The sequence below is a fragment of the Dictyobacter arantiisoli genome, from assembly GCF_008326305.1.
Lineage (GTDB): Bacteria > Chloroflexota > Ktedonobacteria > Ktedonobacterales > Ktedonobacteraceae > Dictyobacter > Dictyobacter arantiisoli.
In genome coordinates this window covers 1-26913 of record NZ_BIXY01000051.1, presented here as the reverse complement: position 1 = coordinate 26913, position 26913 = coordinate 1, and the positions used below count along the sequence as shown (strand labels likewise).

At 51.6% G+C, this 26913-nt stretch carries 29 protein-coding genes; 5 read left to right on the top strand and 24 right to left on the bottom strand.

The features are described from left to right. Positions 1-236: 236 nt before the first annotated feature. The 8 genes from F1593_RS16755 to F1593_RS16720 all read right to left on the bottom strand — a co-directional run bounded on the left by F1593_RS16755 (position 237) and on the right by F1593_RS16720 (position 9686). On the bottom strand, positions 237-2159 hold the full coding sequence (locus tag F1593_RS16755; RefSeq protein ID WP_149402709.1) for a glycoside hydrolase family 127 protein: 1923 nt from the start codon (positions 2157-2159) through the stop codon (positions 237-239). Positions 2160-2296: 137 nt separating this feature from the next. Then, positions 2297-3166 carry a carbohydrate ABC transporter permease gene (locus tag F1593_RS16750; protein WP_216368892.1) on the bottom strand — a complete coding sequence of 290 codons (870 nt, stop codon included), beginning with the start codon at positions 3164-3166 and terminating at the stop codon, positions 2297-2299. 13 nt (positions 3167-3179) lie between these two features. Further along, positions 3180-4151, bottom strand: coding sequence for a carbohydrate ABC transporter permease (locus F1593_RS16745; protein WP_149402708.1), 972 nt, complete (start codon positions 4149-4151; stop codon positions 3180-3182). A gap of 147 nt (positions 4152-4298) precedes the next feature. Continuing rightward, positions 4299-5627, bottom strand: a complete 1329-nt coding sequence (locus F1593_RS16740) for an ABC transporter substrate-binding protein (protein WP_149402707.1) — start codon at positions 5625-5627, stop codon at positions 4299-4301. A 120-nt stretch (positions 5628-5747) separates the two neighbouring features. Then, positions 5748-6824 (bottom strand): LacI family DNA-binding transcriptional regulator, encoded by a 1077-nt coding sequence (locus F1593_RS16735; RefSeq protein WP_149402706.1) that lies wholly within the window; start codon positions 6822-6824, stop codon positions 5748-5750. 606 nt (positions 6825-7430) lie between these two features. Next, on the bottom strand, positions 7431-8378 hold the full coding sequence (locus F1593_RS16730) for a quinone oxidoreductase family protein (RefSeq protein WP_149402705.1): 948 nt from the start codon (positions 8376-8378) through the stop codon (positions 7431-7433). A 130-nt stretch (positions 8379-8508) separates the two neighbouring features. Then, complete coding sequence (locus F1593_RS28995) at positions 8509-8814, bottom strand: MerR family DNA-binding protein (RefSeq protein WP_235932609.1); 306 nt, start codon at positions 8812-8814, stop codon at positions 8509-8511. A gap of 395 nt (positions 8815-9209) precedes the next feature. After that, positions 9210-9686, bottom strand: coding sequence for an alpha/beta hydrolase (locus F1593_RS16720; RefSeq protein WP_216368890.1), 477 nt, complete (start codon positions 9684-9686; stop codon positions 9210-9212). Between the two features lies 1 nt (position 9687). Here F1593_RS16720 and F1593_RS16715 point away from each other — a divergent pair, with 1 nt between their 5' ends. Further along, positions 9688-10134, top strand: a complete 447-nt coding sequence (locus F1593_RS16715) for a MarR family winged helix-turn-helix transcriptional regulator (protein WP_216368889.1) — start codon at positions 9688-9690, stop codon at positions 10132-10134. A 195-nt stretch (positions 10135-10329) separates the two neighbouring features. Here F1593_RS16715 and F1593_RS28390 read toward each other — a convergent pair whose 3' ends face one another. From F1593_RS28390 to F1593_RS16700, 3 genes are read right to left on the bottom strand one after another with little or no spacing between them, the layout of a single operon-like run. After that, complete coding sequence (locus F1593_RS28390) at positions 10330-10533, bottom strand: hypothetical protein (protein WP_172632182.1); 204 nt, start codon at positions 10531-10533, stop codon at positions 10330-10332. A gap of 25 nt (positions 10534-10558) precedes the next feature. Then, positions 10559-11341 (bottom strand): ABC transporter permease, encoded by a 783-nt coding sequence (locus F1593_RS16705; RefSeq protein WP_149402733.1) that lies wholly within the window; start codon positions 11339-11341, stop codon positions 10559-10561. 6 nt (positions 11342-11347) lie between these two features. Next, positions 11348-12112: an ABC transporter ATP-binding protein gene (locus F1593_RS16700; protein WP_216368888.1), complete on the bottom strand. Its 765-nt coding sequence runs from the start codon at positions 12110-12112 to the stop codon at positions 11348-11350. Positions 12113-12505: 393 nt separating this feature from the next. Between F1593_RS16700 and F1593_RS16695 the strand changes: the two genes are divergently transcribed. The 3 genes from F1593_RS16695 (at position 12506) to F1593_RS16685 (ending at position 14102) form a co-directional block, all read left to right on the top strand. Next, positions 12506-13243, top strand: a complete 738-nt coding sequence (locus F1593_RS16695; protein ID WP_149402703.1) for an SHOCT-like domain-containing protein — start codon at positions 12506-12508, stop codon at positions 13241-13243. A gap of 67 nt (positions 13244-13310) precedes the next feature. Beyond that, a complete protein-coding gene (locus tag F1593_RS16690; protein WP_149402702.1) occupies positions 13311-13679 on the top strand; it encodes a DUF2089 domain-containing protein in 369 nt (122 codons plus the stop codon). A 3-nt stretch (positions 13680-13682) separates the two neighbouring features. Further along, positions 13683-14102 (top strand): Tn3 family transposase, encoded by a 420-nt coding sequence (locus tag F1593_RS16685; protein ID WP_149402701.1) that lies wholly within the window; start codon positions 13683-13685, stop codon positions 14100-14102. Positions 14103-14224: 122 nt separating this feature from the next. Here F1593_RS16685 and F1593_RS16680 read toward each other — a convergent pair whose 3' ends face one another. The 12 genes from F1593_RS16680 to F1593_RS16625 all read right to left on the bottom strand — a co-directional run bounded on the left by F1593_RS16680 (position 14225) and on the right by F1593_RS16625 (position 25202). Further along, complete coding sequence (locus tag F1593_RS16680) at positions 14225-15130, bottom strand: hypothetical protein (protein ID WP_149402700.1); 906 nt, start codon at positions 15128-15130, stop codon at positions 14225-14227. Between the two features lie 111 nt (positions 15131-15241). Continuing rightward, the gene (locus tag F1593_RS16675) at positions 15242-15724 is read right to left on the bottom strand and encodes a hypothetical protein (RefSeq protein WP_149402699.1); all 483 of its coding nucleotides are present in this window, start codon (positions 15722-15724) and stop codon (positions 15242-15244) included. 18 nt (positions 15725-15742) lie between these two features. After that, entirely contained in the window at positions 15743-16309 is a 567-nt protein-coding gene (locus tag F1593_RS16670; protein WP_149402698.1) for a phage tail protein, read from the bottom strand. Then, entirely contained in the window at positions 16290-18884 is a 2595-nt protein-coding gene (locus tag F1593_RS16665) for a baseplate J/gp47 family protein (protein ID WP_149402697.1), read from the bottom strand. The genes F1593_RS16670 and F1593_RS16665 overlap by 20 nt, the downstream gene beginning before the upstream one ends. Continuing rightward, positions 18884-19315 carry a GPW/gp25 family protein gene (locus tag F1593_RS16660; protein ID WP_149402696.1) on the bottom strand — a complete coding sequence of 144 codons (432 nt, stop codon included), beginning with the start codon at positions 19313-19315 and terminating at the stop codon, positions 18884-18886. Before F1593_RS16660 ends, F1593_RS16665 begins: the two co-directional genes overlap by 1 nt. After that, on the bottom strand, positions 19312-19656 hold the full coding sequence (locus tag F1593_RS16655) for a hypothetical protein (RefSeq protein ID WP_149402695.1): 345 nt from the start codon (positions 19654-19656) through the stop codon (positions 19312-19314). Before F1593_RS16655 ends, F1593_RS16660 begins: the two co-directional genes overlap by 4 nt. 5 nt (positions 19657-19661) lie before the next feature. Then, on the bottom strand, positions 19662-21182 hold the full coding sequence (locus F1593_RS16650) for a phage baseplate assembly protein V (protein ID WP_149402694.1): 1521 nt from the start codon (positions 21180-21182) through the stop codon (positions 19662-19664). Beyond that, positions 21179-21934, bottom strand: a complete 756-nt coding sequence (locus tag F1593_RS16645) for a CIS tube protein (protein ID WP_149402693.1) — start codon at positions 21932-21934, stop codon at positions 21179-21181. The genes F1593_RS16650 and F1593_RS16645 overlap by 4 nt, the downstream gene beginning before the upstream one ends. Further along, positions 21922-22575 (bottom strand): hypothetical protein, encoded by a 654-nt coding sequence (locus F1593_RS16640; RefSeq protein WP_216368887.1) that lies wholly within the window; start codon positions 22573-22575, stop codon positions 21922-21924. Before F1593_RS16640 ends, F1593_RS16645 begins: the two co-directional genes overlap by 13 nt. 218 nt (positions 22576-22793) lie before the next feature. After that, positions 22794-23276: a phage tail protein gene (locus tag F1593_RS16635; RefSeq protein ID WP_149402691.1), complete on the bottom strand. Its 483-nt coding sequence runs from the start codon at positions 23274-23276 to the stop codon at positions 22794-22796. Continuing rightward, on the bottom strand, positions 23269-24510 hold the full coding sequence (locus F1593_RS16630; protein WP_149402690.1) for a phage tail sheath family protein: 1242 nt from the start codon (positions 24508-24510) through the stop codon (positions 23269-23271). Before F1593_RS16630 ends, F1593_RS16635 begins: the two co-directional genes overlap by 8 nt. Positions 24511-24515: 5 nt before the next feature. Next, positions 24516-25202, bottom strand: coding sequence for a Pvc16 family protein (locus tag F1593_RS16625; RefSeq protein WP_149402689.1), 687 nt, complete (start codon positions 25200-25202; stop codon positions 24516-24518). A gap of 335 nt (positions 25203-25537) precedes the next feature. Here F1593_RS16625 and F1593_RS16620 point away from each other — a divergent pair, with 335 nt between their 5' ends. Beyond that, complete coding sequence (locus tag F1593_RS16620; protein ID WP_149402688.1) at positions 25538-26329, top strand: hypothetical protein; 792 nt, start codon at positions 25538-25540, stop codon at positions 26327-26329. 226 nt (positions 26330-26555) lie between these two features. Here the strand turns inward: F1593_RS16620 and F1593_RS16615 are convergent. After that, positions 26556-26913: cellulose binding domain-containing protein (locus F1593_RS16615; protein ID WP_172632181.1), on the bottom strand; the 358-nt coding region annotated here is incomplete at its 5' end.

Genomic DNA, 26913 nt, shown 5'->3' with positions numbered 1-26913 from the left:
CAGCATATGCAACGTGTGTGATGCTTATGCTGAGAGAGGGTCTTATTTGGGGCAACTGTCAATTTTTTTTGAATAGATGACAAATCTCTTGTGGCTCTGCTCATCTAAAGAAATGAGATGATCTCACTACCGATCAATATGGCAAGAAGTACACACAGGAGAAACAATTGTGGCGGCATTTTCAGAATAGCTCGTGCTATTCCTCCATTCTTCTCAAATTTATATTTGTATCTCTATTACAGACATGCACGTAACCATATGCGCATTTCCCCCGGTTCGCGATGATCCCAGGCATAATAGGGAATTGCCGTCAGCAGATAAGGTTTCGTTGTGGGCGGTGTCGTGTGATAGAGCGTATCAATGCCATCGGTGCGTTCCAGAGCCTGGACCTCACCCTTGAGTAAGGCGATTCCGCCGAGCAGGTCAGGGACAAATTGTTTCTCAAAGGTCGCGCTGTCTGGAATACAGATCTGGTAGAGTGGAAGCGGATTATCGCTGTTTTCCAGGCAGTAGAGCAACGGGCCTGAGCGAAGAGCAATGTTGCCTACATTCTCGCGTATGGCTGGATGAGGATAGATGCGCTCGACAGGCATATCCAGGTGGAGAACCACGCTATCGCCAGATTGCCAGGTACGGGTAACATACGCATATCCTTTGCGCACCTCGAAGGGAATATCCTCGCCAGCCAGTGTCAGGCGAGCGTGCTGGCACCAGCCTGGAATACGCAGGTGTAGCCCAAATTCAGCCGGTTTATCCAACTCTATCTCAAAACTCACCTCACCATCCCAGGGATAGTTGGTTTGTTGATGCAAGATGATCCGATGCGCGCCGACGGAGAGCGTAGCGGTACATTGTGCATACAGATGCACCAGAATATCGTTAGCGGTCACGCTATAGAGATAACTCCCCAGCGAGAGGAGCAGGCGTGCAATATTAGGTGGGCAGCAAGCGCACTTGTACCAGGGTTGACGATGATGCGTTCCATGGCTTTCCAGAGGATTCACATAGAAAAAAGAGGTGCCATCGAGCGAGATTCCGCTCAAGACGCCATTGTAGAGGGCCTGTTCCAGGACATCGGCATAGCGGGAATCGGCATCCAGTTGCAATAAGCGCTGACTCCACATAACCAGACCGATTGCCGCACATGTCTCTGCATATGCCGATGAATTGGGCAGGTCGTAATCGGCAGTAAAGCCCTCATTACCTTCCGAGGAACCCAGTCCACCCGTGATATACAGGCGTTTTGAATTGAGATGATGCCAGATATCCTGGCACGTTTCATAGAGACTTTCATCATTCAGCTCACGCGCAAGATCAGCAACTGCGCTGAACAGATACATAGCACGTACGGCGTGTCCCACAATCTCATGTTGTTCACGCACCGGCACATGTGACTGGTTATATTCATATGTGCTGGCCCAGAAGTCAGCGGGCGGTTCCCCACGCTTCTCAGCCTCCACGTCGAAATAATGAGGAGGACGTTTGCCACGCTCCTCAATAAAATACTGGCTCAGGCGTAGATAACGGCGCTCCTCTGTCGCGTGATACAACTTGATTAATGCAAGTTCGATCTCTTCATGTCCGCAATAGCCATGCTGCTTGCTTTCCTCCGGGCCAAAGGTAGCATCAATATAATCGGCATAGCGACAGACCGCGTCCAGGAGCACACGTTTTCCAGTCGCCTGAAAATGCGCTACAGCAGCCTCAATCAGATGGCCAGCGCAATAAAGTTCATGGTGGTCGCGTAGATTGGCCCAGCGTTGTTCCGGTTCAACCTGTGTAAACCAGAGATTGAGATAGCCATCGGGCTGCTGCAGTGTAAGCAGAAACGCAATGGCCTCATCAATGAGCGTCTCAAGGTGAGCATCTGGATGTGTTGCCAGGCTATAGCTCGCAGCCTCTATCCATTTGGCAATATCAGATTCCCAGAACACATAAGGAATGGGATACATTCCTGCGTGCCATTCCTCACGAAAAGCCGTAAAATGCCCATCCTGTTGCATCTGTTGATAAATTGCAGGCAAGGTCTGCTCACGGAGAGCCTGCAAGCGAGGTCCCCAGAACGCATCTTCAAAGAGTATCGAGGTATGTGCGACGGAAGATGAGCGCAACGGCATCTGTGCATCCCCCTGCGCCAGGGAATATGATGATGAGGTCATGTGTGATCCTTTCATGAAGAACAGATATTTACCTGTCCTGTTCTCATTTAGAGATTGATCAGGTAAGTGTTATAGCTATAATTACGAGCATAGAACAATCGTATGCACGCTTGGCCGCACGTAACTGACAACTGACGCTAGCCTTTTACTGCGCCAGCTGTCAGGCCAGCGGTGATGTAGCGTTGGAATAGGATAAGCAAAATCGCCGCTGGTATGGACGCCAGCACAGCGACAGCCATCGCATTATTCCAGTAATCGCTAAACTGACCAATATAAGAATAGATGCTCAAGGAAATCGGTTGGATTGTATCGTTGGTGGTGAGCGTTAACCCATAGATAAAATCGCCCCAGGCAAACAGAAATGCAAACAATCCCGCCGTAATCACGCCTGGCACGACGAGCGGGAGCACCACCCTGAAAAAGGCTCCCCACTCACCGGTGCCATCTACAAACGCAGCCTGGACCAACTCATAGGGAACAGAGAGAAAGAACGTGCGCAAGATCAACACCGCAAACGGAACCGCGTAAGTGCTATCCGCCAGAATCAGTCCAAATGTGCTATTGAGCAATCCAAACTGATTGAAAATCAAAAACATGGGCGTCGCCAGAGTGACGGTAGGAATCATTTGCGCGAGCAAGAGAAAAAACATGAGCACGATAGTGAAGCGAAAACGGAAATGTGCGAGTGCGTACGCCGCCGGAGTGGCAATCACGATTGCCAGGCATGCGGCCCCGATAGACACGACCAGGCTGGTTATCAGATGCGGAAATTGCGATTGCCAGACCGTGATATATGGGTCAAATGTAAGCTGAGTCGGTACCACCGATACCGGATTGCGAAACATCTCAGCGGTAGTTTCAAACGAATTCGCCACCATCCAGTAGACGGGAAAGAGCATAAGAAAAGTGATGAGGATACCCAAAATAGTAGCTCCCCCCATCGTAATAGCTTTTCTGTTGTGCAACGTCCTGTTTCCAGCTGAGTAGCGTTGAACTGGTTTTTTCAAGAGCATCCCTCCATTAGATCGACCGGGTACTGTAGCGCGACCACCGCAGGTAAAACACGGCCACAACCAGTGAAATCAAGAGGATCATATTGGCCTGTGCGGCGCCTTGTCCGAACAATTGCTGGCCAAACGACAGATTATAGGACCAGGTCGCGAATGTCTGGGTATCATTTGCTGGTCCTCCTTGCGTCAAAACATAGATAATGTCAAAGACTTTTATGGTATAAATGAAGCCCAACATCAGGACGATGCCAATCACGGGCTCCAACATTGGGATGGTAATATAGAGAAACCTTTGCCAGGAGCTCGCTCCATCTATCGATGCCGCCTCATAAAATTCCTGTGGGATAGTTTGCAGTCCACTATACAGGATCACCATGTTGAAAGGGATACCAAGCCAGATGTTAACAAAAATAATAGATGCAAAGGCCCATCCAGGTGTGGTTAGCCAGCTAAAATGAGCTGGAACAAGATGCAGGCCAGATAAAACCAGATCGATCAATCCATTCGCTTCATTAAACAACCACTTCCAGATTGTGCCAGATACGATCAACGGTAACAGCCAGGGTAAAATAAACAGAACGCGCAGAGTCCGGCTCAAGGGAAAGCGGCGTGAGAAAAAAACCGCCAATGCCAGACCAATCAGAAATTGCGGCACAATAGACAGCATAGTGAACAGCAGCGTATGCAAAGCTGCCGTTTTAAAGGTAGGATCGTGAAAATCCGCCATATAATTTGCCAGGCCAGCAAAAGAGGTTACGCCCGTAATTTCGGACTGCAAATCGTATTTTTCTAGACTGATCTGGATACTATAGAATAACGGATAGCCGTAAAAGGTCGCCAGATAGACAACCAGCGGGAGAAGGAATATGAGACGCGCAAACACTATACGCATATACCTGATACGGCGTAGCCGCGTTAATAAAGAGCGTTTTCTTTCTCCCGCACCAGCGCGTACCACGGAAGTTTTTTGGGTAGACAACATTGCATACTCCTCAGTTCAGCTTTTCGCTTATCACTGTCTCACTGTTTGTCGGAGACGATGGTAAGAGGAACATTTCACCAAAATCGGAACAGATGAGATTTCTATCCGGTTCCTTGAAATGTTCCTCGGCATGACACTTCAGATTGTTCAGCTATTGAGGATGGTAGCGATTTGTTGTTGAGCCTGGGTTAAAGCAGCCTGGGATGAGCTACCTCCTGTCAAGGCAGCCTGCTCCGCCGTCCAGATAGCCTGCGATACTTTTGGATACTTTGTTCCCAATTGCGCAGTACGAGCACGGGCGGTATTGAACTCATCCGCAAAAACTTGCAGTTCGGGGTTGTCCTTCAGAACCAGTTGAGCCGTGCTTTTGAGCGCCGGAATATAGCCGAAGCCCTCGTCTAACTGACGCAACTGGTCAGGTTGTTCCAACCAGTTCACCAGATCCCAACTGGCTTTCGTCACTGCGGGATTGCGATTGACCGGAATGGTCCAGGCTTCACCGCCCAGTGGAACGACAGGCGCAGCGCCAGTCTGCGGAACAGGCATCGGCACAACACCGAAGTCTACACCAAATTTCATCTTGTACTGCTGCTCCAGAGCGGGAAGTTCCCAGGGACCATTCTCCATGATGGCGGCGTTGCCCTCGCCAAACTGGGTTGCGACATCCACCTGTCCCCAGTTGAGTGCACCCTTTGAGGCAGAACCTTGCTGAATCATATTCACTAACACCTGCAACGCTGCCACGCTTGTGCTCGAATCGATTTTCGAGAGATCTCCATTATTCGACCACAAGAAGGGTTCAAATTGGAAGGTTGCTTGCTCATTGGCCGGTGCAGAGAAGGCGAAGCCATAGGTATTGCCATGAGTCAATGCTTTCGCATCGGCCTCAAGTTGACTCCAGGTTGTTGGAGGCTGAAGCTTTGCCGCAGTGAAGGCTTTTTTGTTATAGTAAAGTGCCAGGTCATTATTGCCGACCGGGATGGAATAGGTCTTGCTTTGATATTTCATGGTAGTCAAGGGACCAGCATAAAAATCGGAAGCATTGAAGTTTCCTTGCATGTAGGAATCGAGGGGAGTCAATGCGCCGGTCGCTGCGAATTGAGCGACATCAGGATTATCGAGGGCCATAATATCAGGAAGGGTATGAGAAGCTGCTTCCTGATCTGCTTTTGGTAATAAGTTCGCGAAAGGAACAGCATTTCGCTGAATGACAATGTTCGGATGGAGTTTCTGGTATTGTCCAAATAACTTATTGAGCGTTGCGCCTTGCGCCGGGACACTCCAGTAATCCATCTCGGTCAGGGTGATTTTTCCGTTGCTATTACCGGTGGAAGAACCTGGCGTGGAGCCTCCACACGCTGCAACAATGCTCAGGATTAACAACAGCGTACATCCGAATGAAAAAAGCTGGGGAATATGCTTAAAAGAATGAAGGTTGCCTTGTTTGTCCATAAAAAGACGAGGTTGTTGCTGCATTGCTGGACCTCTTTCTGTTCTCTGTTAAAGAACATAGCACGTTTCTCTGGCTCTCAAAAATGAGCGCCTGGATCAAACAGAATCAATCATGGAATATTGTTGATAAATGTAGCCTCTCGATCAGATGGGTATTGGGACAGTAGACTCGCGGACAATCAGCTTGCACGGGAGGCGTACCGTCCCTGATAACAGTTTTCCTGCCAGCAGGTCCAGTAAACATTGTCCAACATAGTGCCCAACCGCTTCGAGATTCATATCAATTGTCGTGAGAGCAGGACGTGTGGCGCACGCGATTGGTTCCCAGTTATCGAATCCGACCACTGCTACATCCTCAGGAATCCGTATACCCATCTCATGAAGTGCATCAACAGCTCCACGTGCCAATTGATCGCTACCACAAAAGAGCGCGTCGATAGAGAGATCTTGCTTGATAAGATATTTCGCGGCAGTATAGCCCCAACTTTCCTGCCAGGGACCAGATAATACACGATTCATAGAAAAAGGGATGTCGTGTTCGGCCAGCACCTGGCTCATGGCACTCTCTCGCAAACGTACCGCTTCGAAATAGCCTGGACCGGTAATATGGGCGAATTGACGCCTGCCGATGCTGATAAGATGTTCAACAGCCAGGCGCGCGCCCTGTGCATCGTCTGGGAGTATGCTGAGCGCATTTGGATCTGTCACCTGAGTATGAGCATAGACGACGGGAAGCTGAACCTGACCCAGATCTATTGGCAAACGTGGATCTTCCCGTCGGGCTGAAACCACAATGCCATCCACGTGTCGTTCTAGTAAGGTCTGAAGATGAGCCTGTTCCTTCCTCTGATCACTCGCCGAGCAGAGAACAGCCGATACAGGGCGCATGTCGAAGGCCTTTTCAATTCCCGAGAGTAGCGGAAGACTGAAGCGCCCATACACATCAGAGGTCAGCACTCCAATCATCATATGCTGATCCACCAGTGTGTCCTGTTCGAGTTTGCGAAAACGAAAACCTAGTCGACGAGCCTCATCACGTACCCGTTCGCGCGTCTCCTGGCTTAGTTTTCCACGCCCATTGATTGCCTTGGATGCTGTGCCGAGTGTTACACCAGCCGCAAGCGCAACATCCTTTAATGTTGCTCCTCTGGTCGATGATGGCGTCTGCGATCTTTGCTCAGCCTCAGCCTCATCGGCGCCCTTTTTTTGCTCTTCATACATATATCAACCATCAAGGAAAACTTTCCTTCGGAAAGGAAACCATCTTTCATTCAAAGATAACATGCTTCCTATTAGAAAGTCAAGTGGAAACAAAAGGAAAGATTTTTCTGCTTGTGAGGAAAAACATGCTGGAGAAGAGTGTACAAAAGAAGCATGAATTTACTGTGCAAGCGTTTACAAATTCTTTTCCATTCACAGCATGGATTTTTGCTTACTGGCAAGGCTTCACAGCCCCTTGCAGCCCTGCTTTTCAAATGAAGGGTAACGCAGTACTAGTACGCTGGCCGCCTTTTTTTCAGTAATCTTTATGATACCTCTTATACAAAAACATCACAAATTCCGCTATAGCGGCTGTAAATTGTTCTACCAGATTGAGAAAGAGCCATTATGTCTCCTCAGCGAGTTTTGGCGTTCAACCCGCTGCCAAAGGTGGTCATGTAGGGAAACCGATTTTGGCCTTTTTATGATTTCTTTGTGCTATGCGGGAAAAGAGCCGCAAAAAGTCTTGACTCAAGCGAGAGTCTATGGTATTAATGGAACAGAGATTGTAAGCGTTTGCAAATTCATTACATATGGCTGTTCTGGGAACTAATCCTTGCCAGAGGCCTATGAGGTGAAATCTAATACCAGACGCCCGCACACCCCACCGGCTTCGAGGCGGCGATGAGCCTCGCCAGCCCGATTGGCAGGAAGAACATCGGCCACGCGCAGCGTCAGAATACCCTGCTCAACCTGCTGGACCAACTGGTTGAACAAGGTCGTGTTCGTTGCGAAGACGGTCGAGGAGATCTTATGCAACGTGATGCGACGTTCGGAGGGCCCGTCCCATCCGCGAATGACGGCCATCGCGCCGCCGTCGGCGATCGCGGGCAACGCTAGATGATTGAGCATGGCCCCATCAGCCAGGCCGGGAACTCCTTGCGGAAGAAGCAGGCGAACACGTTCGGCGAAGGCCTCACCACGATCAAGAGCGTAGTCGGCCCCCAGAGCATGCACCAGCGTCTGATCGGAGCGTGAGGCATCTGCAATAACTGTGAGGCCGTCTGCTTTCGCGAGCTGTACGACATAACCACCGAATGCGCCAGCGGCACCGGTCACCGCCACCGTTTGCCCGGTATTAAGCGCGAGGGCATCGAGAGCAAGTCGCGCGGTCAGACCGTTGAGGAGCAGTGTGGAGGCCGCCGGAAAGTCCACGCCCGCTGGCGCGAGCACCACGCAGGCCGCTGGCACTATGATGAACTCAGCATATGCGCCACCGTGTGGACCGGCAGGGATGACGAAGGCCACAACCCGATCTCCGATCTGAAGGTGGTTGTCCGTGCCAGGACCAAGCTCATCGATGACACCTGCGGCGTCCATACCTGGGATATACGGCCCAGGGCGCCCGCTGAGTCGCGCAGCCTGTGAACCGGCACGAAAGAGCAAGTCAGTCGGATTGACTGATGCCGCGTGGACGCGCATGCGCACCTCACCAGGGCCTGCATGAGGTTCAGGAAGCTCTACGACGTGCAGCACTTCTGGCCCGCCGAACGTCGTCACACCTATTGCTTTCATCGTTGTTTTCTCTCTTTCTCTTACCATATTCATCCCTCCAGGCTGTTTGTTCGCAATCGTCTGCGAGCAAGGTTCTCTGGAGAAATGAGAACATGATGTTGACGTTAACGTCGTATTTTAAAGAAAAAAACTAGAGCTGTTGCTTTGCGGCCAGGAAGCACTCGAAGCGTTCGATGTTGGCCTGCAAATCTGCGCGAAATTGCTGCAAATCGCCAATTTTCCTGCTAGCCTCGGCAAGGTGTTTTCTGGGAACGGCAAAGACTTTTTGTTTTGGCTGAATGCCGCTGGGATCGGTAAAGTAGAGATCAATGACATCGCAGATCTCGTCCAGGCTCAGTCCGAGTTGCTTGAGCTGGTCGATTTTCCGCAAGCGGGCAAGCGTTTCCTCGCTATAGTAGTGGTGACCGTGCCCCTCACGTTCTGCGGGAGGGAGCAGCCCGATACTCTCGTAGTAGCGAACGGTACGTTGGGGTCACTCTGGCCTGCTCTGTCAGATCACCGATCCGCATACGTTGCTTCATCATTTCTCCTCAAAACATGACGTAAACGTTACATTTATAGTATAGAGCGACGCTAGCATTCTGTCAAGACCCTTGAGAATGAACAAACCGGGCTGCAACACGAAGCGTTTCGCATTGTCATCTGGTCCGTTCAATCTCAAGGGCCAACGACAATTCGATTTATCGATCAGCATCGATGCTGTTGAAGAATTCGAGAAGAGCATCTGCCACCTTCTCGGGTGCCTCCAGAGCTGCATAGTGGCCAACGCCATCGAGGGAGACCGACCGGACCTGGCCCGATGCTACCTGGCTCATCGTTGCGAAGGTGAACTCACCGCCTCTGGCTCCGATTGCCAGCACAGGCATGCTCAGTTTGTGAGTGGCGACGAGAGCTGTAATGTCTGCGCCCTCCTGGAGCATCGACTGGTAGAGGCCAATCGCTCCGCGCCAGCCTGCGGGGGCGGGAGTAGGTGCGTACGAACTCGTCGATGTCAGCTTTGGTGATCGCTCCTGGTGTCACGCTCATGGCTGGGAATATGAATTGTCCAAAGAACTCGCGCTCGCGGCCAGTGAGCAGCATCTCGGGAATATGCGGAGCGACAAGAACGCCGATGTACCAGGTGCCCCCGTGTGTGACGTCGGCCAGCCTCTCCGCGCCGAACCCGGGCAGGCCCGTCTCGATCGCGGTAAAGCTGAGCACGTCTTCCGGATGGGTGGCCGCGAGGCGGAAGACGGTCGCCCCACTGATGCCCTGGCCTGTGAGATGTACTGGACCAACGTTGAGCTCTCGTTCAGGTGCTACTCTCACTATGCTTTTAATTGGCGGTTATCGTTCACTGGTGGACGCCGCGCACGTTGAGCTTGCCGCCCGCGGCTACGAGGATGTTCGTCCCGTTCACGACTTCGCAATTCGGGCCATTGCCTCGGGCGTTGACAACGCTTCAGAGCTAAGTCGGCGTCTAGCGGTCTCAAAACAAGCGGCGGCGAAAACCATTGGGGTACTTGAAAAGCGCGGATACGTTGTGCGTGAAGTAGATCCAGTAGACGCTCGCCGCAAACGCCTTTGTGTCACCGCACGCGGATTCGACATGCTGCGAGAAGCTGAAGAGATCTTTGATGAGTTACGCAATACATGGGCTCGGCAGATCGGTACCACCCAGATCGAGGAAATAGAGAAACATCTGGCAGTGCTGGTTGGCACTGATCCCCTTCGCCTCGATACCTCAGGGTGGCTTGCACAAGACCTCGGCGAGTAGATCTCGCATGTTTCAGGGCTCTGTTTTGGGACCTTTTCGATTCACGCAAAGTGAAGGAGAGCCGATGTTCCTCAGAGGCTTTCTTCAAAAGAGGTGGAAGAGTCCAGAAAACGATGGCGCTCACCGGCTTCAAGAGCTGAGCCACCTTCTACAAATATGTGGTCAATACAAAGATGCCAGCAGAAGGCAAGTCATCTAGCCTCTGAGCAGGTGCAATTTCTCCTTCACCTGTGACCGTATTAGCGCCGCCGTTTTGACCAGACCGGAGTTGGCCATAGCGGTGTCAACCGGGTTCAACAACCGCATCAATCGGTTCCCATGGGCGTCATAGAGATCGATAGGGAAGAGATACCAGAAGGCCGTCTCGCGCCGTTGCGGAAAGCCCAGTCTCCGCGGCACCAGAGGCTCAACGGATGACCCATGTTCATGACACACGCTTGCGATAGGCCCTCATTGCAAAGATGTAGGCCACCAGCAGAATGCCGACGCACCAGGCAAGCGCCACCCAGATCTCCTGAGAGACAGGCTGCCCAGCCAGTAACGCACGGATAGTATCCACGATCGCCGTCACGGGCTGGTTTTCGGCAAAGACGCGGACGACCAGCGGCATCGACCTGGTGGGCACAAACGCCGAGCTGATAAAGGGCAGGAAGATCAGCGGATACGAAAAGGCAGATGCACCGTCTATCGATTTTGCGGTCAGTCCGGGAATCACCGCCACCCAGGTTAAGGCTAGCGTAAACAACGCGAGAATGCCAAAGACGGCCAGCCAGGACAGGATGCCCGCCGACGAACGAAAGCCCATGATCAACGCAACGAGAATGATGACTACCACCGAAATCGCGTTGGAGACCAGCGAGGTCAGGACGTGTCCCCACAGCATGGTGGACGGGGCAATCGGCATGGAGCGAAAGCGCTCAATGATCCCCCGTTGCACATCGGTAAATAGACGGAACGCCGTATAGGATATCCCGCTCGCAATCGCAATCAGGAGGATCCCAGGTAATAAGTAATTCACATAATTCGCGGTCCCGGTTTGAATGGCGCCACCGAACACATACACGAACAGCAACATAAATGCAATCGGCATGATCGTGACCGTGATGATGGTGTCCATACTGCGGAAGATATGGCGCATGGAACGACCAAGCATCACGCTCATATCGCTGAAAAAGTGCTTGTGTATCGTTTCCTGTTTCTGTGTCATTCCCATTTACTGTAATACCTCCTTTTTGCCAATGATGGCCAGAAAGATCTCCTCCAAGGTCGGTTGTTTTTCCACATACTCCGTCTTCGCAGGGGGAAACAGCTTTTTGAGTTCTGTGAGCGTGCCGCTGGCAAGAATCCTGCCCTCATGGAGAATGGCAATGTGATCCGCCAGCTGTTCCGCCTCGTCCAGGTACTGCGTGGTCAAGAAGACGGTTCTGCCCCCATCAGCAAGCTCTTTCATCACTTTCCACACCTCGATGCGTCCCTCGGGGTCAAGCCCGGTGGTCGGCTCGTCAAGGAACAGGATCGGCGGTGTTCCCACCAGGCTCATGGCCAGATCAAGCCTGCGGCGCATCCCGCCTGAATAGGTTGACACACGGCGAGTGGCGGCATCGGTTAACCCGAAGCGGGTCAGCAATTCATCGGCCACCTGGCGTGGCTGGTTGAGGTGGCGGAGCCTGGCGATCATGATGAGATTTTCTCGCCCGGTCAATATCTCATCCACAGCAGCAGATTGTCCGGTCAGACTGAGCGACTGCCGCACATGGTCGGGCTTGGATGCCACATCAAAGCCGTTGACGATGGCGGTTCCGCTGTCCTGTTTGAGCAGCGTGGTGAGAATGTTGATAAGCGTGGTCTTGCCCGCGCCGTTGGAGCCAAGCAGGGCAAAAATGCTGCCCTGCTCCACGGTGAAATTCACGCCTTTTAAGACGTTGAGCTTCTTGTAGGATTTTTGTAGATCTTTGACCTGAATCGCGATATTTTGCACAATATTCTCCTTCTGATAGAGCAGTCGCCTCCGAGACATCAGCCGCCATGCCTTGAAGAACTCATACCTATCGGTTATGGCTAGTTTTTCTTGTGTTCTGCCGGGATCAGGTGTACCCCGCCCGACCTTTCGCCGTTCTTTTGCTACCTGTAACTTTCTTGCCATCACTTTTAGCAATATTTGCTAACTAATAAGTGACATATTACTGATCAGAGGGAAACTTGTCAAGCGTTTTGGCATTAAAGACCAAATTCATAGTAAAATTTGCCATATTAATTTGTAATAGCTTGACATATGACCAAATTAAAAGGTATTATTGCCATAGTGATTGGCAGAGAGTGCTAATCACTATGGCGAAATAATCTTGACAGTTCTCAATAAGGAGAAAGGCAGATGACCAAAGAGGAACGCATCAAGATACTTGAGATGGTAGCCGCCGGGAAGCTTTCCGTTGAGCAGGCTGGCGAGTTGATGGATATACTTGCCGAGAAAAGCGTGACGGACGCGGAGCAGCGACCAGAGGAGGGACAACGAGCAGGCGAATACAATCAGGAGGCCATGGGGAGGATCAGAGGTTACGGAAAGACTCTTGATAGGGGCCTGAGAGCAGCAGGGCTAAAGTGGGACAAACCAGATAAGATGTATGGAGCAGGCGCAAGCTACGCCAGAGCATTGCGAGAGACGGGGTTGACGCATCTTACAGCGGAGGAAATAGGCGCTTTGAAGATGTATGGAATAGGCGCAAACTATGTCAAAGCCTTGCGAGAAGCAGGATTAGGCGATCTGACGGTGAAGAAAATCATCTCCTTGTACAACTATGGGATAGATGCGGACTACGTGAGGGCGCTGCTAGAGACTGGATTGGATAATCTGACGATGAAACAAATCATCCACTTGTACAACCATGGGGTGAGCGCCGAGTATGTCAGGGATTTGCTCGAAACAGGCTTTGGCGATCTGTCAGTGGATCAGATCATCTCCTTGTACAACTATGGAATAGATGCAGCGTATATGAGAGGCTTGCTCGAAACGGGATTAAGCGATCTGACGGTGAAGAAAATCATCCACTTGAAGAATCATGGAATAGATCCTCTCTTCGCCGCATCGTACTTGAATAAAGAAGGCGAATGATGAGTTGCCATAGCAACTTCACTGAAAAGATATTGTTTTCATTCTCAAATCTCGAAAGGGAAGGCAGATGGATGCGCTTAATCCACTAATCACGCAAGATCCGGTAAATGGCGACGAGTTGATTGTGACACGTCTGGAAGGCCGACGAAGTGGGATTGTGATCGAAGGAAAGTTTAGCCTTGATTGGATGGGGCGCCTGACTCCGCAACAACTCACATTCGTGGGGCTGCTTGTCAAGCATCGCGGGAATATCCAGCGCCTGGCCGCAGAATTGAATGTTGCGTATAATACCGCGCGCAATCATCTCGATGAAATCGTCGCCGCCCTGGAGTATCCACCTGAGGATGAGGACGATTCTGCGCGTGTGAACGTCCTTGAGCAGCTTTCTGAAGGTGAGATCAGCTTCGAGGATGCTTTAGATTTGTTGAAGAGATAGGGTTTGGAGCGAAAGTTGGATCACATCTGGCGCGCCATGCTGCATCACGAGACAGAGTTGCCCATCACGGAAATGCTGGTCGATACTGCGGAGTTTACGGAACTCATGAGCCTGGCCCGCGATATCGCCTATGGGCAACGCGGAGTGCTCACCGATCGCGATTTTGCCAGTCAACTCAACTGCGCAACCTGCCTGAGTCTCCTGCTCAATATTATTGCCGCCTGGAATACCCGCTACATGCAGGCGGCGCTCGATCACCTGCGAGCCACCGGGTATCCAGCCCAGGATAGTGACCTGGAACATCTGTCGCCAATCACTTCGGTCCATATCAACGTACATGGCTCGCATCATTTGGACTTACTGGCTCCCCAAAAGCGGAAAGGGCAACTGCGCCCCTTGCGGACCACACCTCCACTGTTCTAAAGAAGCTTAGCGTTGGGGAGATCTCTCACTTCTGGGCTTGTTGAGGGCTTAGCGTTGTAAATTTCTCCGGCGGGCCGAATAGATCATCTCTCCCTGGACATTTACCATTACACAATACAAAATTATGCTTTGATCAAGAGAAAGGTGCCGCTGGGCTGAGTAGCACCGCGGGTGTACCAGATGCCGTGCAGGCTCCCATCGGGAAAAATGACGGCATCGTATGTACAGTTCAATAGAACCTGATTGCCCTGTAAGGCTTTAGGATCAGTGAATGACAGGAACGTCCCACTGCCCTTGCCATAAGCATTGATGAGAGCTTGCAGGCGATTCTGTTTGATGATGTTAAAGTGGTTCAGAGGTCCTTCGCTCCCAGACACGCTGACAACGCTATTATAATCGAGTTCAGTGAGAGAGCCTTCAACAGCGCTGTTTGGCTGTGAATTCAGACTCAATACGCCCCGAAATGACCCACCTCCACTGTAAGCGAATTGGCCCTGCCAGTTTCCTACAGTAGCGACAAAAGGAGTCGGCGTCGAAGTAGGCGTAGGTAGTACAGGAGTTGGGGGAGGTGTTGGGGCTTTATAGGTGATTTTATAAATGCTGAAGGAGATGCCTGTGATTACCACTAATGCAGCCACGGCAACAGCTACAATCCACCAGGGAAAGGCTTTTTTGACGGGGTCAGGTACAGTCACCGTGAACTTGACGGTTGGGCCTTCGCTAAAATTATCATCGGGGTTAGCCTGGTCTGCTGCATTTAAGCGAAAGGTATAATCGCCTGCCGGGGAGTTTGTCGGGACCGCGATATGGATGGTATATTGCTGGCTACCCGAAGCTGAAATATCGCGTTCGGCTTCTCCTTGTAAGGTCAGCCAGGATATACAGGCTTCAGGTTGGGCTACGATATGGACACGGCTATGAATGGTCTGTGCTGTGGTATTGGAAACGATGAAGGAAGTTTGCCCTTGCTGATTATTGTCCAGAAGGACTGTGTTGGTTGCAGTTGTGATGGCAAATAGACTCGACATAATTAGTCCTCTTCTCTTCGGCTTATCTCTGGTTCACAGAATTGTTTGAAGGTATCGATAAGGAAAAAATATCCTGGTCGCAGGGGCTTATTTCTTCTCTTGTCCGAAGCGTTATTTTGGTGCCAGTAGGCATGCGGATGCTCCTTCTGGATTGAGGCATTGGATACTGAGCTGACCATATTCCTTGCCTGGATAGATATTCAGGTCGGTATTCGTCTGTGCACCCGTGTCGGGAAGGGTTTGCTGCATTGGAGGTATTCCTTCCTGGTTTGTGAGTATGAGTCTGGCAGATGTGCCCTGGATGAGACGCAATGAGATGACGCGTTGAGTGAAAGATGATTGCTGGATTGCAAAGATACATGTTGTACCAGCAGGCACGACGAGCTTCCCTTGCTGGAGGCAACTCGCAGTGCTCGGTTTAAGATCGGCTAGCTGTAATGGTTGGGGTTTTGCCATAAGATTGCCGAGACTACTGAGCCAATCAGGTTCCTGAAAGGTTTGATCATCTGAGTGTGTGGTTCCGATGGTGATACTAATGATGAACAGTAGGACAAGAAGACATAAGATAAAAATAAGAATTTTTTTGTTGCGCATAAAGGGATGGCCTCCTTTCTAAGAAGAAGCAGTTGTACCTTGTTCCCTCTGTACCTGGAGTTCGTAGGTGACATAGGCAGGTTTCTCTGATTCAATGATGCGTTCAATCAACACGCGGTAGACGCTTGCAGCCGATGGTATACGAACAAGAAGATGAAACGGGTGCGGACGGCTATCAGGTCCTGGTGCATGTTCATCCAGAGTAAAGCCCTGTATGCCGGTGGCCGTTTCCAGGAAGCGCAGCAGTCCTTTTGCTGTCCCACGCCATTGTGTCAGGAATGGAGCGGCCGCGACTAGCTCGCGCAGTCGTCCCATGCCACTTGGAAGGGGCGGAGGAGCTTGATCTTTAAATTCCTCAGGAATCTCCAATAAGAGTCGGTCGAGATCGAGCCAGATTGCCAGGAACGGCACGAACGCATCGGGTGTACGATAAGGGTTAAAGTACATATCGAGATGATCTAAGATAGCTTCGTCTGGCGCAGGTAGTGCTTCCATGACCTCCAGAAGGGCGAATAGCAGCGTGCCTTCTTGCATTGTGCGCTGAAAGACACCAGGAAGGAGTTGTTCAATTTCGGTTCGCTTCATCTTCGCTCTCCACAGTGATATCATGTGCGCCAGAGACAAACAACCAGGTCGGAGGCAGTGTCACTTTATCGAGTTCTTTTTCAGACAACGAAACATATTTTTCCCCGGCATCCATTCTCCGCAAAACCCCGTTGCCTCCGCCAACAAGAAGCAAGCGTGCATCTGGATCAGTGGCCAGAGCCAGGACAGGGAGGAAGCGACCTTGATCCCGCATCGGGAGGCCACTACCAACAGTGGGGGCCTGCCAGGCAGCATCGCGATTATGGAGATCGAGACGAAGCACGCCAGAGCGATGAGAGGCAGCCAGAGCTTGATTCCCAACAAAAGTAATCGCATGGCAGGTCCCCCCGGTCCAGTTTTTCCCGAATCCTTGCCATCCTTCTTGTGGATTTTCCGAGCCAAGTATTTCCCAGGTAAAGCAGCCTTTACCGGGATCATCCCCACCAGCAGATGCCGTACCCGCCCATAGAAACGAACGGGGGCCATCGTTCTCCATCACCAACTCGCGGACCGCCTGACCGCTTAATCCGATCTGTCGATATGTGTTGGTTGAGCCTCCTGTATTAGAAAAGTAGATCCCCCCATTGTTCTGAGCTGCGACTGCTACATTGACATTACCTCGAACATCTGAACCGGCGACCACAGCGTAAAAACCGAGCGTCTGGTTGGTTTTATCAACCAGCACCGGCACCGGACTACTTCCGGATTGTATCGTGAGTTCATAGAGTCCAACATTGGTAGCCAGCAGAAGAAGAGGTTCGCCTCCGTGGAGGAGCCAGGCCAGATCCTGTACCTGAAATGATAATGAGTAGATGGTAGCGTCCCAGGTCTCAGCGCAATTGCGGGAAACATAGACCCGTGATCCTGCATTGTTGGGTAAACGTGTAGCGATGACCACAAAGCCAGCGCGGTCAGGATGGGATTTTACGTCCGTAATCTCCTCATCGGTAAAACGGGCTGCCAGCTCCCAACCATCGCCATCATTAAACGAGCGGAACAGTGTGCTGCCGCTGCCAGCATACCAGGTACGCCGCTGAGTCGCATCAGCAGTAATCACAGAAACATTGTTATTGGGGACCTCATCCACCAACAGACGAACCTGTTCTACCCAAAGCACGCCTGGTTCCGCTAATGCCACATCGTAGATATGAGAGACGCGCAAAGCCTGACTGAAAGGCCAGCCTGTTGAGCTAAATTGAGTTGGAAGTGGATTAATTGTCTGATATAAACGCTCAATAACGCGTTGCCGAACAGCCAGAAGATCTTCTTCTCGTCGTACCGCAATCTTCGCAGCTACGCGCACCGTTTTGTAGTGAGCCCAATTGACCACGCAGGTTGTACCAAGAGGACGGCGCTCATCCAATGTTTGTCGAACGTGTTGCAGTGCTTCATTTGTCTGACGATCCTGGAGAGCTTTTACTGTGACCTGGCCGCCACTTCGCATCTCCTCGGGTATAAAAGGAACAAGCAGAACCTCGACCGTGCCTGGCAGGGCATATGACCACAACGACGCCTGGGTCATCGCCTTCGTGCGTGCCACCACCTGTGAATCATAGAGAGCGACCAGCTCGAAATCGCGGGCAGTCACCGCACGCTGCAATGAGTGCAATTGCTGAGGACCGCGAATCAGAGCATTTTCTAACGTCTCAGCTGCACGGCCACCTACGGCCGGAGCAGGATTTGTGACCTGAAGACCATTTAAGGCATCTTTCAGCCTGGTAAGCGTATTCGCCTCAACATTCCCCTCCGGTCCACCCCCCCGCCGATACCACAGGCGGATCTCGCGTCCCTTAGGGGGAATGGCAGCCAGCGCTTCGGGAGTCGTCGTCAATTGCCCATTCTGCTTCTCAAGCCGGGCCGTAGGAGCAAAGATTATCATCCCTGACATGCGATCGACCAGATAAGCATATTGATCAGCGCCTATAATGGTCGCAGTAAAGTTTTCCACCTGTCGCCACACCCGATACGTTTTACCCGCATACTCGATAGCCGGAATACGTCCTCCTAATTCGTTAGGGTTCGCCTCGACGCCGACGACCAGGTCCAGAGCATCCCCGGTTGAAGCCACAATCGGTGAACGTTGCGCATTGACAACGAGACCTGGCAGACCAGTGCCAACGCCTGCCAGTTCGCCCTCCACCAGATCGCAATGCTGAGCCCGTACCTCCACCTGTGTTGAACCTCCTGTAATCGTTGCATCCTCTGCCGTCGTAAAGACAAGGGCATCGCTGGCACTATCAGGACGAGACAGCGTCACGCGTGTTCCGCGAGGAATCTGAAGAGGCTGCTCTTCTGCTCGTGCGCGAGTGAAGAGCAGAGCTACACTAGCAGCCGACGGAGGTTGTAGCCGGATACCGATCAGGCGCAAAAACTCGATATACATCTTCTCCGGTACACGATTCAGACGATAGATCATTGTCTCCGTGAGATACGCGAAAAGCTCAATCAGCGTCATACCTGGATTGGCAGGTGAAAAATCGGTCCAATCAGGACAAGATTGTTTAATGCGGCTACTGGCTTCATCCAGCAACTGCTGGAAATTACGATCATCCAGATTAGGTGACACAAGTGGCATTAGAGATCTCCTGCTGAAAGATTGAAGGAAAAAGTGGTGGCATCAAGCTGTTGGGTAGCCAGAATGCGATATTCGAGGCCAATGACGAGCTGTTCTGGCGCATCAGCATTGTACTCTGCATCCAGTCGCAATACTTCAATGCGCGGTTCCCAAAGATTCAGGGCCTGGCGTACATAGTGAATGGCTAAGCCAGCCGTTGTTTGATCGTTGGGAGAGAACATTAAGCGATGTAATTGACAGCCGTAGTTTGGTCGCATCACGCGCTCACCAGGCATCGTTGTAAGCAAGAGCAAGATGGCCTGGCGCACTGATGCAAGCTCATCGACCAGAGCAATGCTGCCCTGTGGCGAGAGCGCGAGACCAGCAGGACCTTCCGCCTCATCCATGTCAGGATGGATAAATTTCCAGGTGCGATAGCGTGGTATGTTCATGAAACCTCCGTCACCAGCTCCTGACCAGGAGCATGCACTGTATATTTAACCAGACCTGGAGGTGTGCCATCGGTCAGTCCAGTCACGGTATCCAAACAGATACGCTGACCATCGATGCGCAGGAAATCTGAATAGCCGACCTCAACCTTTTGCGTCAACATGCACGGTTTGATCGTTGCACCACTATTAGGGCAACCCGCGATCGGCTTCAGTTCCGGGTCATGTTCCACCAGAACCTTCACGTGCCCAATCGTCACCAGATCCTGTTGAACAGGAGTGAGCTTAACCACGCCTATTTCATGCTGGCAAAGAATAACAGCAGCCTCAGTAAGCCACTTCATTCTGTCTATCCCCTCTCAAAATCGATATTTTTCCCCCGAATGACCACTCTTTGTCCAGGTGCTTCAATCTCTAGATCAGTGGTGGCATGCACAAGCACCTTCTCGGGGGAAAGTTCATAAAAACTGCCGATGCTATTCTCCAGGCGGATGGTGTGCTGTCCATCATCCAGGCGAATGCGTTGTCCGCCGGGAGTAAGCAAGGTATAGCGACGCACGGCACCGCCGTCAATGCCCGCATCGGGTGGCTGTTTCGCACCATAGAGACCGCCGAGGACGATGCCCTGAGCAGGATCTTCGTGTGCTAAGAGAACCAGCACATGGTCGCCAATATCGGGTAGGACCATCAAGCCCTTGCCAACGCCTGCACCCGCGCTGAGCACGCCCATCCAATCAGTCTCAATATTGTCATAAGTTGAGAGCGAGACACGAACGCGCCCTAGCTTCTCTGGATCATCTATCTGCGTTACCACTCCTGGTGTCGCGATACTCCCACGTGCTCGCGCTACTGGTGTGGGCGGAGTGCTGGAAAGCTCAGAAATGAAGCCATGGCGAGCATCAATAGTATGGATTACCGTCGCAAGCACATAGCGTTCTGCCAGTGCATCGTCTACTCCTGTGATTACTACTGTTGTACCCGGGCGCAAGCGGGGATCGCCTTCCGCCATGCCCCAGATTGTCACCTCACGTGCTACACGCCGATCCAGTTCCGCCTGAGCAAGGCTTGTCGCGTGGTCATCGCTCAACACCCCTTCATTGACGAGCATATGCTTGCCGTCAGTTCCAACGCTAGCTGGCGTAATTCTGGCTGTTTGTGTGTATCCGACACGGGCCTGTGAAATCTGGCCCGCATGCGTCTCGACACGCGAGGTATCCCAGCCGGTCGCCGCGACCGAGTGACATATCGTATCTGTATTCAGTTCGACACGAGCTTCCAGTAGCGTCTCTCCGAGTGCAAGTGGCAGTGGCTCACCAATACCTTGCAGCGTTAACAAGTGCAAGACGTTCCTTCGAACCGTCAGGTACAAGCCGCAACGTGCAGCGATTTCCTGGAGGAGTTCGAGATCCGATTGACGATGCTGGATCAGCCTGGGCCATAATGGTCCAGACTCCGCAGCCTGAACAGTCAGGCCGAGATCGGTCACCAGTTCTTGTGCCAGATCGCGTGTATTCACCTGTACACGAACTCGTACCGATTGGCGTTTGCGTAACTGGTGCAGTAGATCATAGCTACGGACGCGGATCTCGTGACTGCGTGCAGGTCCATAGTAATGTTCGACGGCAGTCACCTGGCCCACGAATAACGGCTCTTGATGTTCTGTGACCCGCACCTTCAACCTGGTTCCTGGCACGAGCTGAGCCACCCTGGTCAGCGGCTCTGGTGGATTAGCAAAGGTCAGCTCACAGAGGGTGGGGAGTGATAAGCATTGTTGGACGCGAACCTCGCGCAATGCTGGCAGATCGGCACTAGCAAGTGGAGTTCCGTCTACTTCCAGCCAAACCTCAGGCAAGGATTGCAGGTGATTCATATCGTTAATCCTCCAGGTGCCGAGAGCGGTGGAATACGCAACAAGAAGCCAGCCGGGATATGAAGCGGGTCCTGAATGTTATTAAACGAGGCGAGCAGTCGCCAAAGAGATGGCATGTCAGCGGTAGGCGTATTTGGATAGTACTGAGCTGAGATGCTGTCGAGGCGTTCACCTTTACTCACGATATGGACCCGGACCCGCTCCGCTGGCACGTCCTCCGGCGGCATGTTCATGTCTTTGGGAGGGAGTGAGCGTGTTGGGAAAGGCCGGCTTTCTGAGGTTGCCTCCTTCAGTGGCTCATTGACGCGCCAGAGTCGCATGCTCAACCAGGAGCGTTGCGGCACCCCGTTCGCAGTAAACTGTTCCAGATATTCCGCAACCGCAGCTACAATACTGGGAATATTCCACGATTTGCCCCAGACAAAACGGATCAGGGGTGGTCTCTGGGAACCGCTGGCACTAAGGGTATTTTCAGCGAGATTCCAGAGAGGCGCAGTGAGATCACGTACATCATCAGTCTGAATCGAAGATCCGGCCAGAGAGACATCGAAGAGTAGATTGAGATCCAATTCCGTCCGACCTCCTCCGGTGTAGAGGAGGGGATCATCTCGTAATCCGGCTCCGGTCAGTGGTCCACCAGACGAGCGGCGAGGAGATACGCCTGCCACGCGACGCATTACCAGACTATCGGGATTCAGCAAGCAGCCAATCCGCTCATTTGTCTCCTCTAATAAAAAAGCTACGCGTTCCATGCGATGCCTCGCTGTTCTTCATTCAATCGTTGCTGTCGTTCCCAGGTCCGCTGCATCATCTCCCAATCCTGTTGCTCAGCTATCTCTTCATCGGGAAGTGACGGCCAGTGCATCTCGGGATACGTTCCCAGAGATTTTCGAGGTAACGCGCTGGGGAACCGCTGTGTCGAAGATAAGCCAAATTCGTATCCATGCTCTCTTTTTTTTGCTGAAAACTGATGGCTTGCCTCTCTTTGATTTTCTGATCCCTGGTGTTCAACGTTCTCTGGACGATGGCTTGCTTCTATAGGCTTACCCGGCTGCAAATGGATGTCCATGGGTCTATCTGTGTGTATCCACTGATTGTCAATCGGGCTGCCGGTTTGCTTGTTGACTGGCTTGAAACTCTCGACGCCGTTTGCCCGGTCACGCTGGTTGTGGGACTTACTCAATTGGGCTGGTGCCTTATATGTATTGCCAGAGGGTTGCGTAGCTACAGGTTGGGCTGACGACGGACGAGAGTTGGATACTACTTGTTGTCGAGGAGTATCGCCCGGTTCCACCAGTTCTGGAGCACCTTGCAGCACGCGCTTCAGCCAGTGAGCGGGAGGCTGAGTAGTAGTGAGCCAGGATGTTGACGCAATATCAGCATTCTGGCTCACTGCTGCACCTTCAGGTGCAGTAGCGGCTACGGGAGGTAAGGGCGTCCTTAGATGAGCGTCATTTGTATCACTTATTGCAGCTAGCCCTGAGGATTCCGGATGCTCATGTGTAATGTACTCATTCTCATCTATTTGAGAGCGCACAAAATCCTCCAGATCCTGGAGTTGATGTACAAACGCACGCAAGATAAAAAACTTGAAACTTTGCTTTTTCATTATTAAGCCCGCTGGAGTGTTTCGTAAACTAATATCAGCGTTTCGATGGCGACCTCGCGGTTCAGTGCATCCAGAGGAGCACCATGCCACTCGGAAGGCCAGGCATTGATGAGATCCCAGCGCATCACTTCGCTTACGCCATCGCTATCGAGAATCAGAATCGAGACATTTTTGCGCTCAACCCTTCCTGAGACGGAGGCCAGCAGCCAATCCCAGATTTCATGCGAAGCGGTCAGCCCATAGCGTAGAGTGACATCCGCATATTCTACGGGGCCAGGAATGCAATGCACGACCTGACTTGTTCCACCCTCACGATATTTGATCACCTGAACTTTGATCCCCAGTCCACTACATGCTGTGAAGTGGCCCTCCGTGACGCCCTGAATCACCAGCTTAAAATTGTAGGCGCGATATGGATCATTGAATACGCTAGGTTGTGAGCCGGATTGTCCAGCGTCAGGGGCTGCGCTACCAGCATCAGCCATTGGAACCTCCTACTGCCTCTGTTTCAATGCCGCTTTCATACTGACTGATACGAAACACGATGAACTCTGCAGGTTTGACTGGGGCAATCCCGATAAGTGTGACGACCGAGCCCGCGTCAATCACCTCTGATGGATTGGTTTCCTCATCGCACTTTACAAAGAATGCCTCCTGTGGAGTGCGACCCATCAAGGCTCCGTCGCGCCAGAGGCGAGTCAAGAAAGCAGAGATGTCACGGCGGATCGATTTCCACAAAGTGCGATCATTGGGCTCAAAGACAATCCAGCGTGTGCTTGTAGCAATTGATTCCTCGATCATATTGAACAGGCGGCGCACGTTCAGGTAGCGCCACTCGCTACTCCCATCACTAATGGTGCGGGCACCCCAGACACGAATTCCCTCACGAGCGAACGAGCGGATACAGTTGACACCACTTTGATTAAGTATTCCTTGCTCGTCGCGTGTAAGCTGATAGGTAAGATTGAGTGCCCCTCGTACTGCTTCATTGGCAGGTGCTTTATGTACACCTCGCGTAGCATCCGTGCGAGCCCAGATGCCAGCAAGATGACCAGAAGGTGGAACATCTACAAGATCATTGAGTGAGAGCGGATCGCGTACCGTAATCCATGGGAAGTAGAGTGCCCCGAAGCCGCTATCCGATTGACGCGGACGTAAGCCAGCAGGAGCAGAGCTATCGGCTTCCTTTGTGTTATCCGTTTTGTCGCTTGTTTTTATTGAGGAGGTTGCGGTCACTGTAGCAACCTGTGTCAACAGGGAAATATTTGTAACATTATGGGGTGTATCCAATAGCGCCACCCGGTCGCGCAGCTTTTCGCAGTGTGTGAGGAGTGCTTCGTAAGATGCCGCATCACTGTAGCCTGGGGCAGCAACGATGGCAATTTCATCAACCTGTTCCAGCACATCCAGGCCAGCGCGAGTCCGTCCACCTCCTGCAATTGCCCCACCTTTGCCAACATTGACCACGAAACAGCGGCTGCCGCCATTTTGGAAGAAACCATAGACCGCCTGTGAGAGTGGCGTGCTTTTACTTCCTTCTGGAACGAAGAAGCGCACAAATTGAGACCAGTTATTGATCGCCACTGCTTCATTCACAAGCCTTGTTGGATCTGATGCTTCGCCGACGAAGCCAGCAGTACTGGTGCCAACTGCCTGAATCGGTCGCGCACCACCCGCAACTTCTTCAATATAGATATCGGGTGTCGAATAGGTCGCCATACTTTCTACCTCGCATCAAATGAATCGAAACATATCTCAAGCGGATTATTATCTGAAATAGGCTCTTCTATAAGTGCGGTTTGTGTACATCCTCGTGCCTTCACCAGGAGCTGGATGCCACGAGGCTCGCTCGGCACAGTAGAGAAGTGAAACCGTCCTCGTGTGTTCGTATGAGCTATAAGTTGGAGAGCAGGTAGTTCCACCCGGGCTCCGGCAACGGGGACTTTGCCAGGGCCCAGGACCGTGCCATGAAGACTAACGGCTGGAGCACCACGAACGACTAACGGTCCCCGTACCAGTGGAGGTGTTGGGGCAGAATGTTCAAAGTAGAGTGGTACACGGAGCATAAAAGCAGGTCGCGGAACTAGCCCAAAAGCAGTCCAGAGAGAAGCTGGCAGATCGGTCAACTCAAGTTCGTATTCGTGCTTCCCCAGCAGTGCCATGATCAAATGACCCAGGAGCCGGTGGGCCTCCTCTTCCTCATCGGCCCAGGTTGTTACCAGATAGCGGAGTGCAATCTGTGTCGCGGATGCCCGATTCATCCAGGCTGTAGAGGGAGGAACCAACGCGAAAAGATACAAGCTTACTCCTTGTTTGCCAATTAGCTGGTGAGGTGGGCCGAGCAGAACATCAACTTCAGAGATCACACTCTTCACCCAATCACGTAGAGCTTTATCTGCTTGATCAATCACGATATATCCTCTCATTATTAAGAATCAAGGTATCTCGGTCTAGATAGAGGTATCCTGATCTACGACAACCCCATACCAATTCTGATCACTATTATCAGAAAGCTATCTTCTATCTCCTTTTGTTGTATAGATATAATTAAGAACGATTGACTGGCTAAATTTTCGTAGATGAATTTTATCAAAAAATCTGCTATAGAGAAGTATAGAGTTGATTACATGTTATTTTAATTGTGCAGTTCAAAGAATCTTCACATGCTTGACCGGACAAAGAATCTTCAGTTATACTGATCAATAGATCGTGTGATATTTCCTGATATTCAGATGAGTAGGAATTTATGGATCGCTTACGTACTCCATTCTTGATTTTAGCTATTGTGTTAGTGGTAGTGCTGATCTTTATTGAGACGGGGACAGCGCTGCCAGGGGTGTTGCGTGGTAATCCAGTTCCCCTACAAAATTTCCATGTGCCAGCGCAAGTCAGTACGGCAACAGCAACGCTGACCAGTGACCAGCAACGTGTAGTGGATCAAGTGAGCAAGCAAGAGCGTCCAGTTGGACAGAGCACACCGAACCTGGCGCTGATCGATATCATCCTGTTTTTTACCGTTGTTCTGATGGGAAGTGCGCAACTCATTCCCGCACGCCTACTGGGTAGAATCCAGGGAATTGCCACCCTCATCTTCTCGATCCTACTGATCGGTGTTGCGCTACGGCAAATATTTATTGCACTCGCTGCACTGATTCTCATGATCTCGCTCCTGCTCGCGCTCCCTTTTGGCACCATTGTCTATCTGATCGTATATGGGGCATTTAATCGTGGTGGAGCGGAGATAGTACTTGGAATTCTCATGCTACTCAAGTTGGGAATAGTGATCAGTCTCTTCCTGGCACAGCAGCGTAACATAGAGAACATAGGGCTCATCTTACTGATCCTCACATCTCTCCTGGGCAATATCATTGTCAGTTTTCTCTTTGGTCTTGTGCCAGGATTTCTCGTAAGCATTACCGATGCCATCGGAGCAATCGTTCTCGGCATCATTGCCATCATCTGGGCCATATTCCTGCTCGTTGGTGCCATCATCTCCATCATCAAAATCCTCCGTCTGAACTACCCAGTCAAAATCTAACCATTCCTGATAGTAACCAGTTGCCTTGTAGTTGAACCAGTCACCTGGCTCAACGAATTGATCGAGCAGCAAATCCGTGCTTTGCTGTTCGATCAATTCGTTGAGTGAAGACTGCTAGCCCACCTGTAGGGATGGTACATCTATTAAAAGAAAAGCCTCACCTCCTTTGAAACTTCATCCAGAGAGATTGCCCATTCTCTGGATGCTTAAGCACTTACATTTTCGATTACACCGTCGTACACGCCTGCCCGTTGAGGGTAAAGGAAGCTGGTGCTGGATTACTGCCATTCCAGGAGCCGTTAAAGCCAACGTTGGCATTGCCTCCCGGGGCAATTGTGCCATTGTAGGAGCTATTGGTCACCGACACAGAGCTGCCCGACTGGGTGTAGCTCGCGTTCCAGAGCTGCGTGATCGTTTGTCCATTGGCAAAGGTCCACCCCAGGGTCCATCCGCTTATAGGAGTGCTCCCGGTATTGTTGATCGTCACACTGGCACCAAAGCCGCCGGTCCACTGGTTGGTGACCACGTATTGCACCGAGCAGGTCGCACCGCTTGTCGGGGTGGGCGTCGGGGTCAGTGTGGAT

Excerpts from the sequence above, each read along its gene's own strand:
- F1593_RS16755 (WP_149402709.1), bottom strand. The coding sequence starts at position 2,159 with ATGACCTCATCATCATATTCCCTGGCGCAGGGGGATGCACAGATGCCG.
- F1593_RS16745 (WP_149402708.1), bottom strand. The coding sequence starts at position 4,151 with ATGTTGTCTACCCAAAAAACTTCCGTGGTACGCGCTGGTGCGGGAGAA.
- F1593_RS16740 (WP_149402707.1), bottom strand. The coding sequence starts at position 5,627 with ATGCAGCAACAACCTCGTCTTTTTATGGACAAACAAGGCAACCTTCAT.
- F1593_RS16735 (WP_149402706.1), bottom strand. The coding sequence starts at position 6,824 with ATGTATGAAGAGCAAAAAAAGGGCGCCGATGAGGCTGAGGCTGAGCAA.
- F1593_RS16730 (WP_149402705.1), bottom strand. The coding sequence starts at position 8,378 with ATGAAAGCAATAGGTGTGACGACGTTCGGCGGGCCAGAAGTGCTGCAC.
- F1593_RS16715 (WP_216368889.1), top strand. The coding sequence starts at position 9,688 with ATGCTTTTAATTGGCGGTTATCGTTCACTGGTGGACGCCGCGCACGTT.
- F1593_RS16705 (WP_149402733.1), bottom strand. The coding sequence starts at position 11,341 with ATGACACAGAAACAGGAAACGATACACAAGCACTTTTTCAGCGATATG.
- F1593_RS16695 (WP_149402703.1), top strand. The coding sequence starts at position 12,506 with ATGACCAAAGAGGAACGCATCAAGATACTTGAGATGGTAGCCGCCGGG.
- F1593_RS16690 (WP_149402702.1), top strand. The coding sequence starts at position 13,311 with ATGGATGCGCTTAATCCACTAATCACGCAAGATCCGGTAAATGGCGAC.
- F1593_RS16680 (WP_149402700.1), bottom strand. The coding sequence starts at position 15,130 with ATGTCGAGTCTATTTGCCATCACAACTGCAACCAACACAGTCCTTCTG.
- F1593_RS16675 (WP_149402699.1), bottom strand. The coding sequence starts at position 15,724 with ATGCGCAACAAAAAAATTCTTATTTTTATCTTATGTCTTCTTGTCCTA.
- F1593_RS16670 (WP_149402698.1), bottom strand. The coding sequence starts at position 16,309 with ATGAAGCGAACCGAAATTGAACAACTCCTTCCTGGTGTCTTTCAGCGC.
- F1593_RS16665 (WP_149402697.1), bottom strand. The coding sequence starts at position 18,884 with ATGCCACTTGTGTCACCTAATCTGGATGATCGTAATTTCCAGCAGTTG.
- F1593_RS16660 (WP_149402696.1), bottom strand. The coding sequence starts at position 19,315 with ATGAACATACCACGCTATCGCACCTGGAAATTTATCCATCCTGACATG.
- F1593_RS16655 (WP_149402695.1), bottom strand. The coding sequence starts at position 19,656 with ATGAAGTGGCTTACTGAGGCTGCTGTTATTCTTTGCCAGCATGAAATA.
- F1593_RS16650 (WP_149402694.1), bottom strand. The coding sequence starts at position 21,182 with ATGAATCACCTGCAATCCTTGCCTGAGGTTTGGCTGGAAGTAGACGGA.
- F1593_RS16645 (WP_149402693.1), bottom strand. The coding sequence starts at position 21,934 with ATGGAACGCGTAGCTTTTTTATTAGAGGAGACAAATGAGCGGATTGGC.
- F1593_RS16635 (WP_149402691.1), bottom strand. The coding sequence starts at position 23,276 with ATGGCTGATGCTGGTAGCGCAGCCCCTGACGCTGGACAATCCGGCTCA.
- F1593_RS16630 (WP_149402690.1), bottom strand. The coding sequence starts at position 24,510 with ATGGCGACCTATTCGACACCCGATATCTATATTGAAGAAGTTGCGGGT.
- F1593_RS16620 (WP_149402688.1), top strand. The coding sequence starts at position 25,538 with ATGGATCGCTTACGTACTCCATTCTTGATTTTAGCTATTGTGTTAGTG.